Here is a 17250-nt window from a genome sequence, read left to right as displayed (position 1 = left end):
ATTTAATAATGAAGACCTTTCTTTAGTCATGCTCCACTCTCCTAAACTAATCCAAAGCTCACCAACCGGTGAGCTTTTTTAATTCCCTTCTGCAACAGAAATGTCATACAAGCGACACAAAACTTAAGCTTTTCAATGATTAAATCCACTCGCTCGCAAAACAAGGATTAATCGATGAAGCATTTATCAAAAACCGCTATGGCTGTGCTGGCGACCTCTACTCTTTCTTTTAACGTCGTGGCAGCTGAAATCAAAAACGTTATTTTAATGATTGGCGACGGGATGGGACCACAACAAGTTGGCCTACTGGAAACTTACGCAAATCAAGCACCAGACTCTATCTACAAAGGCAAACACACCGCGCTGTACACCCTAGCAAAAGAAGGCGTGCTCGGCTCCTCTCTAACCCACCCAGAAGAAGCCATCGTGGTTGATTCCGCTTGTTCAGCAACGATGCTGGCTACGGGTATCTACACCGCATCAGAAGTGATTGGTATCGACTCACAAGGAAATCACGTTGAGACTGTTTTAGAGCAAGCAAAACGCTTGGGTAAAGCAACCGGACTGGTATCAGATACCCGCTTAACACACGCAACGCCAGCCGCATTCGCCGCGCACCAGCCGCACCGCTCGCTAGAAAACGACATCGCCTCTGATATGTTGCAAACAGGCGTGGATGTGATGCTGTCTGGTGGTCTTCGCCACTGGATTCCTAAGTCGACGAACGATAAAGGCGACACTTACGCGCAGCTTGAGAAACTGACTCAAGGCGACGTGTACTTAAAGTCAAAACGTAAAGACGACCGCAACCTACTGACCGAAGCTCAAGAAGACGGCTACCAACTGGCGTTCAACCGCTCAATGCTGGATAAAGCCAACGGTGACAAGATTCTCGGCCTATTCTCTTACTCTGGTATGGACGACGGCATTGCTTACACCAACAGCAAGCAAGACCCTAAACGCAGCCAGCCATCACTAAAAGAGATGACTGAAAAAGCGATTAACACGTTAGCTAAAGACAAAGATGGCTTTTTCCTGATGGTTGAAGGCGGTCAGATTGACTGGGCGGGACACAGCAACGATGCTGGTACTATGCTGCATGAAATGATCAAGTTCGACGAAGCAGTTAACAGTGTTTACGAATGGGCAAAAGACCGCGACGATACACTGATCATTGTTACCGCCGACCACGAAACTGGCTCATTTGGCTTTAGCTATTCCTCTAGCAATCTGCCAAAAGCAGAAAAACGTTCAGGTGAAGCATTTAAGGATCGAGACTACGCGCCGAACTTCAACTTTGGTTCATTCGATATCCTATCAGGACTGTACAATCAAAAAGTCAGCTACTACGGCATGCTTAAGCAGTTCGACGAGTTGGAAGAGTCAAACAAAACACCGGAGAAACTTGCTGAAATCATTAACAAAAACAGCGAGTTCCCAATCACGTCAGCTCAAGCGGCGAACATCCTGAAAAACAAACCAAACCCATACCGTTTGGCAGGACACAGCTACTTAGCGGAAGAGAACATTCCAGCGATTAATGACTTTGACGCTTTCTACCCGTACAACGACCGTACAAACCTGATTGCTCGTGAACAAGCCACCGGACAGAACATCGTTTGGGGTACAGGCACACACACGCATACGCCAGTGAACGTGTTTGCCTGGGGGCCAGCAGAGAAGATTCTGCCAGTCTCTAAGATCATGCATCACTCAGAGCTGGGTGAGTTCATCAAAGCACAAGTGAAGTAACTCTTTACTCTAAAGCGCTCCAGTCGGGGCGCTTTTTATTTCGTATAAGTTCTTGACGCATTGGCAGATAATGCACAAAATTTGTTCTTTGAGTAAAAGCCCTATCTCAGCCATGTGCGAAATATTTGCGAAACAACCCCAACAAAACTACCAGTTCATTACCCGTTCAATCCGCATTGATGGCCACGCCACCAGCGTAAAACTGGAATCGAGCTTTTGGCTCATTCTAGAAGAAATCGCCGCGGCACAAGACATGACGGTTCCTAAGTTCATCAGCACTGTGTACCAAGAAGCGTTGAAGCATAATGGAGAGGTCAACAACTTTGCTTCGCTACTGCGCTGCGCGTGTTTAACTTACGCCAGACAGCCAGATGAGACGATTGAAGCGGCAAAACAACAGCTAGCCGGATAGCTGTCGTACTAGAGTACTACCCACCACATTCTTTGCCTGTGTACCCTTATAGCGAAATAAGGAGTACCCATGACTAAGATTATTCATTCCATGATCCGAGTAAGCGATCTGGAGCGTTCCGTTAAATTTTATCAAGACGCATTAGAGCTAGACGTCAAAGACCAATACGTTTTTGACGGCTTCTCATTGACCTACCTCGCCAATAAAGAAACCGAGTTCGAATTAGAGCTGACGCATAACCAAGGCCAAACTGCGCCTTACGAATTGGGTAACGGCTACGGTCATTTAGCGGTGAGTGTCGAAGATATTGAAGCTGCGCACAAACGCCTTACATCACTGGGTATTGAAGCCAGCGACATAAAAGCCTTCGACCACCAACAAAAACATCTGGCGACACTCTTCTTCATTACCGACCCTGATGGCTACAAAATTGAGTTTCTGCAGCGTCAGGGAAGATACCTCTAAAACACAACATAAAGAACGATAACTATGATTAATGTAACTGCTACTTTTCTTGCAAAACAAGGACAAGAAAAAGCCCTTGAAACGCTGCTGACCGGAATTATTGAACCAACCCGAAACGAGGACGGTTGTATACGCTACTGCTTATTCCAAGATGAAAAACAACCGCAAAAGTTCATGTTCCAAGAGCAGTTTAAAGACCAAGCGGCTTTTGACTTCCATGGCCAACAACCTCATTTTCAGGCGCTGATTGCGAACTTGGATGGGTTGTTAGAAGCTGAGCCAGAGATTCGCTTCTACCAAGAGTTGTAAAAGCAAAGAGCGCCTCTCGGCGCTCTTTTTTAGTTCTCAGGGATATCCTCATTCTTAATGATGTTGAGGTGAACATCCTGTTGTGGGAATGGAATCGAGATGCCCTCTCGGTCAAATCTCAGCTTCACTTCTTTGGTCACATCCCAATACACATCCCAATAGTCATCGGTTTTTACCCAAGGCCGCACGATAAAATCCACGGATGAAGTATTCAGCGTATGGACTTTGACGGTCGGCTCTGGCGCTTTCAGCACACTCGGATGTGAAGTGATGATATCCAACAGCACGCTTTCTGCTTTTAGTAAATCATCCGCGTAACCAATGCCAAACACCATATCCACCCGGCGCACGCGTTCATGGGTGACATTTTTAATGATATCGCCCCAGATCTTGCTGTTAGGGACAATAATGATCTGGTTATCAAACGTTCGGATCGTAGTATTCACCAAACTCATGTGACTGACTTTGCCGTCGACGCCACCCGCAAACACTACGTCACCAACGTCAAATGGACGCCCTATCAGTAGCGCCATCCCGGCAAGAAAGTTCGACAAGGTATCTTGCAACGCAAAACCGATAACGACACCCGCGATACCAAAACCGGTTAATACTGGCGTTAAATCGAGACCAATCTGCGACAGCCCAACCATGATACCGATGATCCACACCAAGTAGCCGGACACCGCGATAAAAAAGTCTTGCATCAAGTGTGATATTTTAAGGTTTTTGGCGACAACGGCTTTACCTACCAAAAAGCGGGCTGGCATGACTAACAACTTCGTCATGATCAAGATGACAATAAACACTAAGAGCTGTATCAGGTGTTGCGGTGCGTTGTTGGCCAACCAATCCCAAACATTATCGAGCCATTTGGACAAGATTGCGATCATCACTTTTCCGTCGAACAGTTCTTGGGTGATGCTTCCTGTCACTTCAAACATCAAACGCTTGTAATCGGCAGTTTCGATACCAAGCGGTTCTGCGATAGAAATTAGCGAACGTAAACTGTCGGTCACAATGTCCAAACGCTGTTTCAATACCAGTTCGCTGAGCTGCAACGCCGATTTTTCAGAATCGGGCCGTTCCGAGATCTGTTTACCGACGATATCGACTTGCTGGTTATAGTAATCAACGGACGCAGACGTCACTCGCAACTGTTTCTCGACCGATGCTTTCAGTGCGCGCTCGGCATTCTCCTGATTCACCCCCAACGATGTTAACCATTGAATGTTCTGCCACTTAGCCTCATTGACCGCATCAAGATAACGCTGTAACTCTTGATAATCAGTTAACAAAGCTAAGCGCTCTTCACTGCTGGCGTGTTTGATGGTGTCGTCGAGCGCTTTTAATCTATCTTCCAAGTAATCCGTTGCATCTTTGGCGTACTCTTGCTGCAAAGTAATGAACTCGATCAGCTTATTTTGATGCACACTCTCTTTACCAATAGCTGACTTTAATAGCACTCTTAACGCTTCATTCTTATGGAAAAGCTGCAGTTGTAGCGCCTCTTTTTGGTCACCTTCAATTTCAAGTAAGCTCTCAGAGAGATCGATCAACTCATTGTTGACACGTTCTATTTCAAGCTCAGCTTGAGAGACAGTAGACGCATCAAGCTCTTGCTGCGCATGGGCAAGTAAGCTGAATAGGCAAATGACAATAACAACTAGAAGGCGTTGGGCAAATCCCAACATATTTGGATACATGTGCACGTTTACACCTCGAAGAAGGGCTTCACTTCTCTCAATACACTTCTTCAAGTTTATGCCATCGTCCGCTTGGGTAGCGTCTCATTAATAATAGAACGATAACTTTAGGTAGGTTTTGGCGTAAGGAGAGTGAATTGCCTTTCACTTCGCGCGCACAAAAAAAGCGCCTTGCGGCGCTTTCTGTTAATTCTCTGGCGTATCTTCATCCTTAATCATATGAAGATGCACATCCTGTTGTGGGAATGGAATCGAGATACCTTCGCGGTCAAATCTCAGCTTCACTTCCTTGGTAACATCCCAGTACACATCCCAGTAATCATCGGTTTTTACCCAAGGTCGAACGATAAAGTCGACCGATGACGTATTCAGTGTGTGAACTTTGATCATTGGCTCTGGCGCACGCAATACGCTTGGGTGCTCGGTAACGATCTCTGTCAGGACACGCTCGGCTTTGAGCAAGTCATCACCATAACCAATCCCAAACACCATATCGACACGGCGAACACGTTCGTGGGTGACGTTCTTGATCACATCACCCCAAATCTTGCTGTTCGGTACAATAATGATTTGGTTATCAAACGTCTTGATCGTGGTGTTCACCAAACTCATGTGGCTAACTTTACCATCCACCCCACCAGCGAACACGAAATCACCAACATCAAACGGACGGTAGATAAGTAACATCATACCCGCAGCGAAGTTAGACAAAGTATCTTGCAAAGCGAAACCGATAATCACACCGGCGATACCGAAACCGGTCAAGACAGGCGTCAGGTTGAGACCAATTTGCGACAGACCAACCAAGATACCGATAATCCACACCAAGTTACCCGACATCGCAATAAAGAAATCTTGCATCAGTTGCGACATATTGAGGTTTTTGGATACGACCGCTTTGCCGATGACTTTACGTGTCACTTTCGCCAACACTTTTGTCGCCAGCAAGATAACCGCAAATACGAGCAGTTGAATCAGGTGTTGTGGCGCGTTGTTCGCTAGCCAGTCCCAGAAGTTATCCAGCCAACTCGATAGGATAGAGCCAATCACTTTCCCGTCGAACAGGTCTTGGGTGATGCTACCGGTCACTTCAAACATCAAGCGGCGGTAGTCTGAGGTATCCACATTCAGTTGGCGACCAATCGAAATCAGCGCTCGCATGCTGTCAACTGCGGTATCCATACGCTGTTTCAGCACCAACTGGCTAAGTTGCAGCGCCGATTTTTCAGATTCTGGACGTGCGGCAATCTGTTTGTTGACCACTTCAATTTGCTGGTTGTAGTACTCCACAGACGCAGAAATTACGCGCAGTCTTTTTTCTACCGTGTCAGTCAGCTCCTGCTGAGCTTTGCTTACGTCTACATCAAGCGCTTTTAACCATTGGATGTTCTGCCATTTCGACTCAATCAATACATCCAGATAGTGCTGCAACTCTTGGTAATCGCTGAGCAAAGCTAAGCGCTCTTCTTCCTTGGCTTTATTGATGGTCTCATCAAGCTGTTTGATCTTCTGTTCCAGATACTGTGTTGCACCACGCGAGTAGTTTTGCTGCATCTTGACCAAAGAGATCAGTTTATCTTTTGGTACGCGCTCTTTGTCGATCGCCGTCTGAAGAACCGCACGCAACTCTTCATTTTTTTGGAACAACTGTAACTGCAAGGCTTCTTTTTGATCGCCTGTTGTATCTTTCAGCGCATCTGACAAGTCTTTTAAGTCACTATTAATCCGCTCTATTTCCAGTTCAACTTTTGAAATAGACGCAGACTCCACCTCTTCTACCGCTTGGGCAAACGGTGACAACGCGCAACTGACCGCAATCAGCACGCCCCAAAGAAAAAGCGCCGATTTTCGGCAGGATAAGCTCAACATGACGATCCCTAAATAACTAAACTCAAGTCATTGTTTAACAAGTAATTGGATGTAAGTGTACATCAACTGGCAGAAAAAGTGCCTGTTCAAAGTTATAGGTTAGTCAATATATAAACATACGACTCTCTGGTAGGAATTGACTGACTTCCACTAAAACTAAAAAACAGGTTCAGGATCAAGGGATAACACTCTGAGGTGAAAAGCAGAGTGGCAGAAAGTAATTAGATTTTCAGTGAGAGAGGTGATCAAGGGAGATTGTGGCTTAAGCAGGATAGACAGCCACAATCATCAATAACAAACGATTAAGCACGCGTCGGATGGTTTAGGATGTGATCCTCCCAATCCACTACGTCGATTTCGTATACCACTTTGTTGCGGACACTTTCACCTGCGGCGTGCATCGCTGACTTAGAGCCAGTAATCAGTGGATGCCATTCTGGTAACTGCTCGCCTTCCGCCAATAAGCGGTACGCACAAGTGTGTGGTAGCCAAGTAAAGTCGTCGATATCTTCACGGGTTAACTTGGTGCATTCCTCACCAGAGGTAAAACGGTTTGGGTAGTCTTTACACGAACACGTTTTGCTGTTTAACCAGCTACACGCTACGTTGGTGTAATAGATTTCGTCGGTGTCTTCATCCATGAGCTTGTGCAAACAGCACTTTCCGCAGCCATCGCAAAGAGATTCCCATTCATCTTCTGTCATCTGCTCTAACGATTTACTTTGCCAAAATGGAGTGCTCATACTTCAGGTCTCACCAAGTGAATTTCGGGCACGATTTATACCCCTCTCACCGCAAAAGTTCAAGTTTTGAGACGATATCCAATAAATAGCAACTAACCGTAGAGCAATCCAACGGATCTTTTTTTGCTGTTCTATCCTTAAGCAAGTTGGAGTTACTCATTTGATCAAAAAGGAATTAAGGAGTTTTCATGGGCATTCTTTCTTGGATTATTTTAGGTCTGATCGCTGGTGCGTTGGCGAAATGGTTAATGCCTGGCAGAGACGGCGGCGGTTGGATTGCCACTATGTTGTTGGGTATTGCAGGCGCGTTTGTCGGTGGCTTTCTTGGTGGCATGCTTGGCTTTGGTGGAGCAACGGGCGTGAACATCGGCAGTATTCTTACTGCGACGCTGGGCGCTTTTATCCTGCTGTTTGTTTACAACCGTTTTCTTAAGTGATTGATCTTCGTATAAGCCCCGACAACACTAGGAGCATTGTTTAAATGCTCCTAATGTATTTTTGCCCACCAGCTCTTCCAATCCACGTCAAAATGACCATAATTGCACCTCATTTTTTTAAGAGGTCTAGATTATGGATTGTCGATTAGGTTGTGGCGCTTGTTGTATCGCCCCGAGTATCTCCTCACCTATTCCGGGTATGCCGAACGGCAAACCTGCTGGCGTTCGCTGTATTCAGTTGAACGACGATAATCTGTGCAAGCTTTTCGGCAAACCGGAACGACCAAAAGTGTGCCACGATTTCAAACCTTGTCCGGTGGTATGCGGCAGCACTAACCAAGACGCATTGAATAACATCACTGAATTGGAACAACTCACTTAACCTTTGCAAATTATCGGTTGCGTCGAAATTTTCACCAATTAGTCACAAACGGTCACAGAGACGTCAGGCTAATTTCGCTATAGTGCATCCATTACGCATTACGCAATGGAGAGCTATGCAAACCGCACATCCTCATATCGTGTTGGTCGAAGACGACCACCAGCTCGCCGAACTCATTCGCGACTTTCTTGAAACGTACGATTTTCAAGTCACTACAGTCGCTGACGGGTTAGCGGCCGTCGATATCATTTTGCAGCTTCAGCCGGATCTGTTAATCCTTGACGTCATGCTCCCTGGTCAAAGCGGCATGGATGTCTGCCGTCAAGTTCGAACCGATTACCGCGGCATGATTCTGATGCAAACCGCGCTCGATGACGATATCGACCAAGTGATGGGACTAGAGCTCGGCGCCGATGACTATGTGGTAAAGCAAGTTCAACCGAGACTGCTGTTGTCTCGTATTCGCGCACTACTCAGACGCCATGAACGCCATAGCGCAGAGGCAACTGCTAATCCGCATCAAATTAAACTGGGCTCTTTGCTTATCGACACCCAACTGCGCCAAGTTCGAATAAACAACCAACCAGTAAAGTTAACAACGTCTGAATTTGAACTCCTATTGCTGCTTGCCGCCCATGTCGGGCACGTGGTCTCACGCGATGAAATCGCACAGAGTATTCGCGGCTTTGAGTACGACGGCTTGGATCGCTCCATAGACCGACGCATTTCTCGCCTGCGCCGCAGACTGGACGACGACCCAAACGAGCCCACCCTAATCAAAACCGTACGAGGACAAGGTTACCAGCTTTGTCGCGTAGCCGATTGAAGGCCCCCTTATGCTACGCTCGTTCGCTATTCTATGGTTCGCCGTTTTTACGCCACTTGTACTGTTGATTATTCCCACCGACCTTAACCCAGTCCAAGCGATTTCTAAGTCGATGAGTGGCAGCTTTTTCAAGTCGGTCTATTCTGGCTCAGTTAATTTGATTGAAGCAGAACTGCTCACCCTTTCGCCTCAAGAGTGGCAAGACACCATCGAACAACATCAGCAGTTTTTTCATAACCCGCTTAATCTAACTCACTTAGAAGAGTTACAAGATAAGCCCGAGATACTGAGTGAGATTATGGCTGGAGAGATTGCCTTTGAGTTTGCTTCTCCGATGGCGCTTTTCAAACGGGTTGGTGATTCGCAGCAAGTGATTTACTACGCATTGGAAGAGTCGGAAGAGAGTATCGTCGCCAATCAGGCTCGCGGTGCGCTTTATCTCGCTAAGCAAGATTTACTCAAGCACCCTCAAGACACCTGGCGCGAGCGTTTACAATTAAACCGCGATGAGTTGCCGATCTCGGTTGAACTAGTACAAAAAGAACAAGTGCCGACAATGTTACTTGAGCGGCTGCAATCATCAACCGATTGGCTTGCTTCTTATACAGTTCCTGAGACGTCAACGATTCAGTTGCTGACGCAAGTCGATAATCGACACTGGATACTGGTTACGGATGAAGGGTCTCGTTCAGTGAAGATGAAGCTCACCACCTACGCCGTCGCTGCGTTGTTTGGTTTGGTTTCGGCAACGCTGATTTTATGGGTATACCCGCTATCTAGGGACTTGAAACGCTTGTCACGAACAGCGAACGAATTTGGCCAAGGTGTCCTAACCCGTAGAGCGAAAACGTCGATCTTGTCTGTGGTGTCTCAGTTGAGCGGCTCATTTAACCAAATGGCCGACAATATTGAGCGCCTTATCGCCAGTCAACGTGACCTGACTCGCGCTGTCGCCCATGACTTGCGTACACCCTTGTACCGATTGCGCTTTGCGATGGAGATGCTCGAAGACGACAACGTCACGCTAGCGCAAAAAGATAAGTACCGCCAGATCGCCACAAGAAGTTTGGATAACCTTGACCATTTGATCAATCAAACGCTGCTGCTATCACGATATAACCGCATCGCGGATATCAGCCAGTTCTCACCCGTCAATTTGTACCAACGCCTAGAAAGTGAAATTGAAGATTTCCAACATCAACACAGCCAGTTGGCTGTCCGTTTTTCCTCTCAATCTAGCTTAAAAGCGCAAACAATATTGATCGATGAGCGAGGACTGGTGCGCGCGCTCAATAACTTGCTAGCCAACGCCGCTCGTTTTGCTCAGCAGACAATAACCGTTTCCTACCTCCGCTCTGGAAGTGATCTTTTACTGATTGTTGAGGACGACGGCATCGGTGTTGAACAATCGATGCGAGATAAAATCTTCGAACCGTTTACTCAATTGGACAACCAAGAGCGCGCCAGCGAGAAAGGCCACGGGTTGGGATTGGCCATCGTAAAGCAAATTGCGGTCTGGCACGGCGGCGATGCGAACGTAGAAGAGTCCAAACTCGGTGGCGCGAGATTTACCGTTCGCTGGCCAATCAGGCAAGAATGTATCGAGCGTAGAAATGTGACCAAGACTGACACAAACTGTCTTAAAACAGACAACGACTTATAATGTTTATCCAGTTAACTTACATGGAAGCAACGGCTTAACAGAACTCAAGGACAGAATAATGACGACAACTCAGAGGCTAACAACACTGCTGGCGTGTACTTTTCCGCTTTTAGCCAGTGCTCCCAGCGTAGCAAACGGCAACTTTGATCCCCTTCAGCCCGGATTTAGTGGCGCTATCGCCGTCAACGTGGGTGTGGCTGGCGGCTCTTCTCAGTTCAACACCGACGACGACAATGCCACCACCAAAGACCTCAACAATAACGGCGACAGCTATGTCAGCGCTGCGCCTATGATACTAGGTCGCTTACAATACTCGTTTGGCGATACCGCTATATTTATCGGTAACAGCCCAGACCAAATCGCAGAAGCGCAGTTTCAGGCTGAGCTTGGTGTGGTACACCGACTCTATGCTGACAACACCCTCACAGTGGCATTGTTTGGCAACGTGCCGTCTGTTGATGAGACCTGGGAAGACCCATACCTAACTGGTGTAGACCGCGACACTAGCGAGCAAACGGTGATGGGTGGACGCGTCGCACTGGATTTAAATGTGCCGATTCCTGTGTCTGTTTCCTACGCGATTGCCGACAGCGAAATTGACGATGACGACATCGGCAACAGCTTAGCACTCAGCGCAAGTGAACGTTCGTTGTTAAAGCGTGACAGTGTATTCCAAAGAGCAACGCTGGACGTTTCGATTCCGGTATTCGCGAATCTAAGTCTGACGCCGGGTGTGCAATACACGGTTCGAGACGCAGATGGCAGTGCGCAGAGCCACCGAGACAAAGCAGTTCAATTGGCGATTTCGTCCAGTCTAAGACGCCACTCTTTCACGGCAACATTTAGAGCGTCACAAACCGAATACGATGAAGCGAATCCGGTATTTGACCGCAAACGAGATAGCGACAATGTCGGCATCTTCGCCGTCTACAACCACATGGGGCTGTTTTCTTGGCAGAACGCGATGTTCAACCTCATGGCGGGGTATTCGGAGTCAGACTCAGACATCACTTTCTACGACACAGAAACCTTTTTCGTCGCGACCGGTGTCGGGTTTAGATTTTAAGCCTGGCAGCAGACGAACCGTAGTGCGCCACATCGCCTGTATTCGGTGTGTGGCGCCTCCCATTTATTGGAAGCAAATTCAACAAAGTCGGAAAATCTGACAAATTAGCTGTTTCGTTTTTGAGATTTTATCTCGCTACCTCTCTAACTCTTACAATTTCTAACTATCACTCACACGTTGCTGACATTTCTCAACTATCTTTCCGGGGTCTTCCAAACAATTATTATAGGAAACCCATGAATAAATATATTGCAGAGTCATTTGGTACGTTTTGGCTAGTACTGGGCGGTTGTGGTAGTGCAGTGCTTGCGGCTGGCTTCCCAGACGTCGGTATCGGCCTACTGGGCGTGGCACTGGCATTTGGTCTGACGGTAATGACAATGGCGTTCGCTATTGGTCATATTTCTGGTTGTCACCTCAACCCAGCAGTTACGATTGGTTTATGGGCGGGTGGCCGTTTCGAGGCTAAACACGTGGGTCCTTACATCGTGTCACAAGTGATTGGCGGTCTTATTGCCGCGACGGTGCTTTACTTTATCGCAAAGGGTCAGGCTGGCTTTGATGTAGCAGCGTCTGGTTTTGCAGCCAACGGCTTTGGTGAACACTCTCCTGGTCAGTACTCAATGACTGCAGCACTGATTTCAGAAGTCGTGATGACGATGATGTTCCTAATTATTATCATGGGTGCAACTGATGAACGTGCTCCACAAGGATTTGCACCAATCGCGATCGGTCTTGGCCTTACTTTGATCCACTTAATCAGCATTCCGGTGACCAACACTTCAGTAAACCCTGCGCGCAGCACTGCGGTTGCGGTTTATGTCGGTGACTGGGCAACTTCGCAGCTCTGGTTATTCTGGGTCGCTCCAATCGTCGGCGCGATCATTGGTGCGGTGGCTTACCGCTCGCTTTTCTCCGCTAAACAAGCCTAGTTTCTATATTCAATAGAGAAATACAAAAGAAAAGCCGCAGCGATTGCTGCGGCTTTTTACATTTGTTCGCTTAAAGCTTTTGTCGACCGAGTAACGAGTGCGATAGCGTTGTACCATCCACCAACTCAAGTTCACCGCCAACGGGCACACCATGGGCGATTCGACTCGCCGCAACTTGGTGCTCTCGGCACAGCTCGGCAATATAGTGCGCCGTCGCCTCGCCTTCAACCGTCGGGTTGGTCGCCAAGATCACTTCTGTAACGTCACCACGACGTAAACGGTAATCCAACACGTCTAAGCCAATATCACTTGGACCGATACCATCTAACGGCGACAAGTGCCCCATCAATACAAAGTAACGACCGGAGAACTGCCCTGTAGCTTCAACGGCAGCAATATCCGCTGGGCTTTCTACCACACAGATCTGACCGTTTTCTTGACGTTTCGGGTTAGTACAAATGTGACAGATATCTTCTTCAGTAAAAGTGCGGCACTCTGAACAGTGACCAATTTCTGTCATCGCCTGACTCAGAGCATCAGCAAGCTGTAAGCCGCCTTTTCTATCTCGCTGTAACAAATGAAAGGCCATACGCTGAGCCGACTTGGGACCAACCCCAGGCAGACAACGTAAGGCCTCCATCAATTGCTCCAGCATATGACTGGTGCGCATTAACTACCCTTGCTGGTTAGAATGGCATCTTCATGCCTGGTGGTAATTGCATACCGCCAGTTACATCAGCCATTTTCTCTTTCTGAGTTTCTTCAACACGACGTGCCGCATCGTTAAACGCAGCAGCAATCAAGTCTTCTAGCATCTCTTTGTCATCTTCCATCAGACTTTCATCGATATGCACGCGACGTACGCTATGGCTACCAGTAATAGTAACTTTAACAAGACCAGCACCAGACTCGCCGGTTACTTCCATATTCGCAATTTCTTCTTGAAGCTTTTGCATACGTTCTTGCATTTGCTGGGCTTGCTTCATTAGGTTGCCCATACCGCCTTTACCAAACATGTTTATCTCTCTGGTTGTTGATACCAAATCTACTTATTGATTTTAGTATCTAGCTTGTCGTTTCGTTATTAGATGGGGTCGAAAAGCGTGGCTTTCAACCCCGCAAAATTAAATCGGTCTTACGCTGTCTTTATCAAGCTGAGCGGCAAAGCGCGTCTCGATAAACTTCACATTTGCATCGTTTTCTAAGCTGGTAAATGCTTGTTGCAGCTTGCCTTGATACAGTTTGTCTCTGAGTTCTAGTGGCGTTTCACCCGCGTCTCCCACTTCTACGCTTAAGTGGCACTCTTCACCCAACGCTTCGTTGAGTGCTTGTAGCAACTCACTTTGCGCTTTATCGGTATTCAGATGCGCTTGCTCAGGGCGCAAAGTCAGCGAAATCGATGAACCGTTTTTCTCAAAATGAGAGTTCAGCGCCAACTGTTCAGTCAGCTTCGCGGTTTGCAAGCGGCTGATCAAGCTCGCCCATTCATTTTGCTCTCGGCTTTCATCCACCAGCTTTTGAGACATTTCTGGTGTTTTTTCGTGTTCCAGCGCTTTTTTCAGTTGCGTCGGTGTTAGCTCTTTGTTGACCTGCTCTTTTTGCGGCAACGTTGGCTTCCACTGATACGGTTCGTCTTTCGCTGGCTCAGGTGTCGCTACTTGATTTGGGTTTGACAATGACGACACCTGCCCAGTTCCCCCGCGTTTTTGTGCAACACGGTCGAGGACTGATTCTGGTTTTGCAGATGCCGTTTTAGCCTTTTTTGGCGCGTTACCGTCGCCGCTAGAACTTAAGCCTTTACGCTGCGAGCGCAATTGATGACGCAAGCCGCTAATCGGCGATGAACTCTGGTTTTGTGCTTGGGGCTCAGGTCGAGACTGTTGCACAGGTCTAGGCTCAGGTGGCACGTCATACTGTGGCGGAGCCATCTCATGTTGAGGTTCATCATACATTGGCGGCGCATCGTACTGCGGTGGTTCGTTGCTGTAGCTTGGCGGCGCCATGTCACTGTAATCAGGCTCTGGTGGCGCACTTGGTGCACTAGATGCTGGTGCTGCTGGCGCTTCAGCTTTCACTGGTTTTGGCTGCGGTTGTGCAGTCGGTGCTGCGTTCTGGGCACTCGGAGTTGGATGTGATGGCTGCTCTGGCGCAGTTTGTGGCTGCGTAGAAATCACATTCGCTTGCGGCTGAGAAGCCGGTCTGAACGCCATCATACGCAGCACGACCATCTCTAGACCGATACGCTCAGACGGCGCAAGCGGTAAATCTTGACGGCCTTTCAACGCAATTTGGTAATAAAGCTGCACATCTTGCGGAGACAAAGCGCGGCTAAGCAACTCGATCTTTTCAGCGTCAGGTTGGGTTTTGTCCAACGTTGATGGCAACGCTTGGTACATCGCAAGGCGGTGTAACTGACTCGCCAATTGCTGCAGCAATCCATCCCACTCAACACCATTCTGAGCCAGTTGCGCGATACTGTCCAAAGCGCTCTGAGGTTGCTTAGAGCTGATCGCTTCAAGCAGGTGCAGAGCTTGGTCGGTATCCAGCGTACCTAGCATGTGCGCGACGCTGTCTTTCAGTACACTGCCGTTGCCCAATGCAATCGCTTGGTCTGTCAGGCTTAACGCATCACGCATACTACCGTCGGCCGCGTGAGCAATCATGCCCAACGCTCTTGGCTCTGAAGTAACTTGTTCTTGCGCCAAAATATGGTCAAGCTGCTGGTGAATGGTGTCGACACTAATTGGCTTGAGGTGGAACTGCAAGCAGCGTGACAAAATCGTCACTGGCAGTTTTTGCGGATCCGTCGTTGCCAATAAGAACTTCACATACTCAGGTGGCTCTTCCAACGTTTTAAGCAGCGCGTTAAAACTGTGGCGCGAGAGCATGTGAACTTCATCGATTAGATAAACTTTGAAACGGCCACGCGCAGGTTTGTACTGAACGTTGTCGAGCAGTTCACGAGTATCTTCGACCTTAGTGCGCGAGGCTGCGTCGATTTCGAGTAGGTCAACAAAACGACCTTGGTCGATTTCTTTACAGGTATCGCACTCACCACACGGCGTCGCGGTAATCCCTGTCTCACAGTTCAAACCTTTGGCAAACAGACGACCAATAGTGGTTTTACCAACGCCGCGAGTACCGCTGAATAGGTAAGCGTGGTGGAGCCTGTTTTGTGCTAAAGCGTTTTCTAGTGCGGTTAAAACATGGCCTTGTCCTACAACTTCATTAAATTTTGTAGGACGCCATTTTCGCGCTAAGGCAAGATAACTCATGAATAATCCCGATTAGTGACCTTCAAACTCACAAATGCTGTAAACGTTAAGACCCAGACCTTCCAAACGCTTTTCACCACCGATTTCAGGTAGGTTAATAACGAACGCTGCATGCTCGACTTCACCACCAAGCTGACGGATGAGTTTAGTGGTTGCTTCAATCGTGCCGCCGGTTGCCAGTAGGTCATCCACAACCAATACTTTGTCACCCTGAGAAATCGCATCAGTATGAATCTCTAGCGTGTCCACACCGTATTCAAGTTCGTAAGTTTGAGCAACCGTCTCACGTGGTAGTTTGCCTGGTTTACGAACAGGCACAAAACCAACACCTAGCTCTAGTGCAAGTGGTGCACCGAACAAGAAGCCACGAGCTTCTGTACCCACAACTTTGGTGAAACCCATATCTTTGTACTTAGCAACCAGCAGATCAATTGTCGCTTTGTACGCCGCCGCGTCTTCCATCAAGCTGGTCACGTCACGGAATAGAATGCCTGGTTTTGGGTAATCTGGAATGCTTTTGATACTGGATTTGATCAGAGAGATTGTGTCTGTTGTCATAATTCACTACTTAGATTGGCTAAGCTTGGAGATTGGTATAATCGTAATTTTCAAGCAATAGCGTTGGTTCTCTGCACAACATACCTATTCGATGTGAATCGAATCGCTGACTAAAGATAACTGTGCCTAAAAATACAAACGCCCACTCGAAGGTGGGCACGCTTCTTTGCAATCTTAGTGATTTTCTTGCTCATCAGCAAGGTGCTCCATCACAGGCAGCCGAATAAACCAGCTCAGCAAGATTATCAGCATGACAACTAGTGCAACCTTTAACCAATAATGAGGAACAATCCAGATCGAGAACGTAAAACTGGCCACCATACACACTGCGCCGCGCCATTTTACTTTGTTGGTTACCGCACGATGCTGATGCCAATTATCGAGAATGGGACCAAAGGTTTTGTGTTGATGAAGCCAACGATGAAATGTAGGGCTACTACGCATGAAACACGCGCTTGCCAGAAGGACAAAAGGAGTAGTAGGAAGGATTGGTAGAAATATGCCCAGAAAACCCAGGCACAAACTTAAGCTACCAACAATATTTAAACCAAGTCTACGAATACTGATGGTACGCTCCGGTCTAATTAGTAGCCCGCGTATCCGTTAACAACGCGAATCCAAGTCAGAGTCGCTGGAAGTGTTGGGATTAATAGGGCTGCAATAAATCCAAAAAAGTAAAAGATATTATACGGTTCTTTAAAATCTTGATCTGCCATGGGATTACTTCTCTAATGTAGGTGACTATTTATCGACCCGAAGTTAATCGCAGGTTAACTTTTTGGGTCTTTTTTGTTTGGGGCAGACTATACCCTATTACTTTTGTCACAAACACCGAGTAATAATAAGGTTATTAAGATT

General features: G+C 47.5%; 19 protein-coding genes. 10 read left to right on the top strand and 9 right to left on the bottom strand.

Annotated features, from left to right (window positions below):
* Nucleotides 1-174: 174 nt before the first annotated feature.
* The 4 genes from AKJ31_RS19820 to AKJ31_RS19805 all read left to right on the top strand — a co-directional run bounded on the left by AKJ31_RS19820 (nt 175) and on the right by AKJ31_RS19805 (nt 2938).
* Complete coding sequence (locus AKJ31_RS19820) at nt 175-1752, top strand: alkaline phosphatase (RefSeq protein WP_053410764.1); 1578 nt, start codon at nt 175-177, stop codon at nt 1750-1752.
* Between the two features lie 112 nt (nt 1753-1864).
* A complete protein-coding gene (locus AKJ31_RS19815) occupies nt 1865-2164 on the top strand; it encodes a ribbon-helix-helix domain-containing protein (protein ID WP_053410861.1) in 300 nt (99 codons plus the stop codon).
* 69 nt (nt 2165-2233) lie between these two features.
* On the top strand, nt 2234-2629 hold the full coding sequence (locus AKJ31_RS19810; protein WP_053410763.1) for a VOC family protein: 396 nt from the start codon (nt 2234-2236) through the stop codon (nt 2627-2629).
* A gap of 24 nt (nt 2630-2653) precedes the next feature.
* Nucleotides 2654-2938: a putative quinol monooxygenase gene (locus AKJ31_RS19805; protein ID WP_053410762.1), complete on the top strand. Its 285-nt coding sequence runs from the start codon at nt 2654-2656 to the stop codon at nt 2936-2938.
* 29 nt (nt 2939-2967) lie between these two features.
* Here the strand turns inward: AKJ31_RS19805 and AKJ31_RS19800 are convergent, their stop codons facing one another.
* The 3 genes from AKJ31_RS19800 to AKJ31_RS19790 form a co-directional block, all read right to left on the bottom strand.
* Nucleotides 2968-4641 carry a mechanosensitive ion channel family protein gene (locus AKJ31_RS19800; protein WP_053410761.1) on the bottom strand — a complete coding sequence of 558 codons (1674 nt, stop codon included), beginning with the start codon at nt 4639-4641 and terminating at the stop codon, nt 2968-2970.
* 186 nt (nt 4642-4827) lie between these two features.
* Nucleotides 4828-6510, bottom strand: a complete 1683-nt coding sequence (locus AKJ31_RS19795; protein WP_083439996.1) for a mechanosensitive ion channel domain-containing protein — start codon at nt 6508-6510, stop codon at nt 4828-4830.
* Nucleotides 6511-6812: 302 nt separating this feature from the next.
* Entirely contained in the window at nt 6813-7253 is a 441-nt protein-coding gene (locus tag AKJ31_RS19790) for a YcgN family cysteine cluster protein (protein WP_053410760.1), read from the bottom strand.
* 188 nt (nt 7254-7441) lie between these two features.
* On the opposite strand from AKJ31_RS19790, the gene AKJ31_RS19785 reads away from it, so the two are divergent.
* The 6 genes from AKJ31_RS19785 (at nt 7442) to aqpZ (ending at nt 12559) form a co-directional block, all read left to right on the top strand.
* Nucleotides 7442-7690 (top strand): GlsB/YeaQ/YmgE family stress response membrane protein, encoded by a 249-nt coding sequence (locus AKJ31_RS19785; protein ID WP_053410759.1) that lies wholly within the window; start codon nt 7442-7444, stop codon nt 7688-7690.
* 133 nt (nt 7691-7823) lie between these two features.
* On the top strand, nt 7824-8072 hold the full coding sequence (locus AKJ31_RS19780) for a YkgJ family cysteine cluster protein (RefSeq protein ID WP_053410758.1): 249 nt from the start codon (nt 7824-7826) through the stop codon (nt 8070-8072).
* A 115-nt stretch (nt 8073-8187) separates the two neighbouring features.
* The gene (locus tag AKJ31_RS19775) at nt 8188-8898 is read left to right on the top strand and encodes a winged helix-turn-helix domain-containing protein (RefSeq protein WP_053410757.1); all 711 of its coding nucleotides are present in this window, start codon (nt 8188-8190) and stop codon (nt 8896-8898) included.
* 10 nt (nt 8899-8908) lie between these two features.
* On the top strand, nt 8909-10561 hold the full coding sequence (locus AKJ31_RS19770; protein WP_072161405.1) for an ATP-binding protein: 1653 nt from the start codon (nt 8909-8911) through the stop codon (nt 10559-10561).
* Between the two features lie 58 nt (nt 10562-10619).
* Nucleotides 10620-11627: a DUF2860 family protein gene (locus tag AKJ31_RS19765; RefSeq protein WP_053410756.1), complete on the top strand. Its 1008-nt coding sequence runs from the start codon at nt 10620-10622 to the stop codon at nt 11625-11627.
* Nucleotides 11628-11863: 236 nt separating this feature from the next.
* Entirely contained in the window at nt 11864-12559 is a 696-nt protein-coding gene (gene aqpZ / locus AKJ31_RS19760; RefSeq protein ID WP_053410755.1) for an aquaporin Z, read from the top strand.
* Nucleotides 12560-12629: 70 nt separating this feature from the next.
* Here aqpZ and recR read toward each other — a convergent pair whose 3' ends face one another.
* The 6 genes from recR to AKJ31_RS23550 all read right to left on the bottom strand — a co-directional run bounded on the left by recR (nt 12630) and on the right by AKJ31_RS23550 (nt 17108).
* Entirely contained in the window at nt 12630-13229 is a 600-nt protein-coding gene (recR, locus tag AKJ31_RS19755; protein WP_053410754.1) for a recombination mediator RecR, read from the bottom strand.
* 16 nt (nt 13230-13245) lie between these two features.
* Entirely contained in the window at nt 13246-13575 is a 330-nt protein-coding gene (locus AKJ31_RS19750) for a YbaB/EbfC family nucleoid-associated protein (RefSeq protein ID WP_053410753.1), read from the bottom strand.
* 108 nt (nt 13576-13683) lie between these two features.
* Nucleotides 13684-15834, bottom strand: coding sequence for a DNA polymerase III subunit gamma/tau (dnaX, locus tag AKJ31_RS19745; RefSeq protein ID WP_053410752.1), 2151 nt, complete (start codon nt 15832-15834; stop codon nt 13684-13686).
* 12 nt (nt 15835-15846) lie between these two features.
* A complete protein-coding gene (apt, locus tag AKJ31_RS19740; RefSeq protein WP_053410751.1) occupies nt 15847-16392 on the bottom strand; it encodes an adenine phosphoribosyltransferase in 546 nt (181 codons plus the stop codon).
* Nucleotides 16393-16566: 174 nt separating this feature from the next.
* Nucleotides 16567-16932 (bottom strand): YbaN family protein, encoded by a 366-nt coding sequence (locus tag AKJ31_RS19735; protein WP_053410750.1) that lies wholly within the window; start codon nt 16930-16932, stop codon nt 16567-16569.
* A 44-nt stretch (nt 16933-16976) separates the two neighbouring features.
* Nucleotides 16977-17108, bottom strand: a complete 132-nt coding sequence (locus AKJ31_RS23550) for a hypothetical protein (RefSeq protein ID WP_156309737.1) — start codon at nt 17106-17108, stop codon at nt 16977-16979.
* Nucleotides 17109-17250 lie beyond the last annotated feature (142 nt).

The organism is Vibrio hepatarius, from assembly GCF_001274785.1.
GTDB lineage: Bacteria > Pseudomonadota > Gammaproteobacteria > Enterobacterales > Vibrionaceae > Vibrio > Vibrio hepatarius.
Note: the sequence above shows the minus strand (reverse complement) of the source record. Positions and strands in the feature narration are given on the sequence as shown.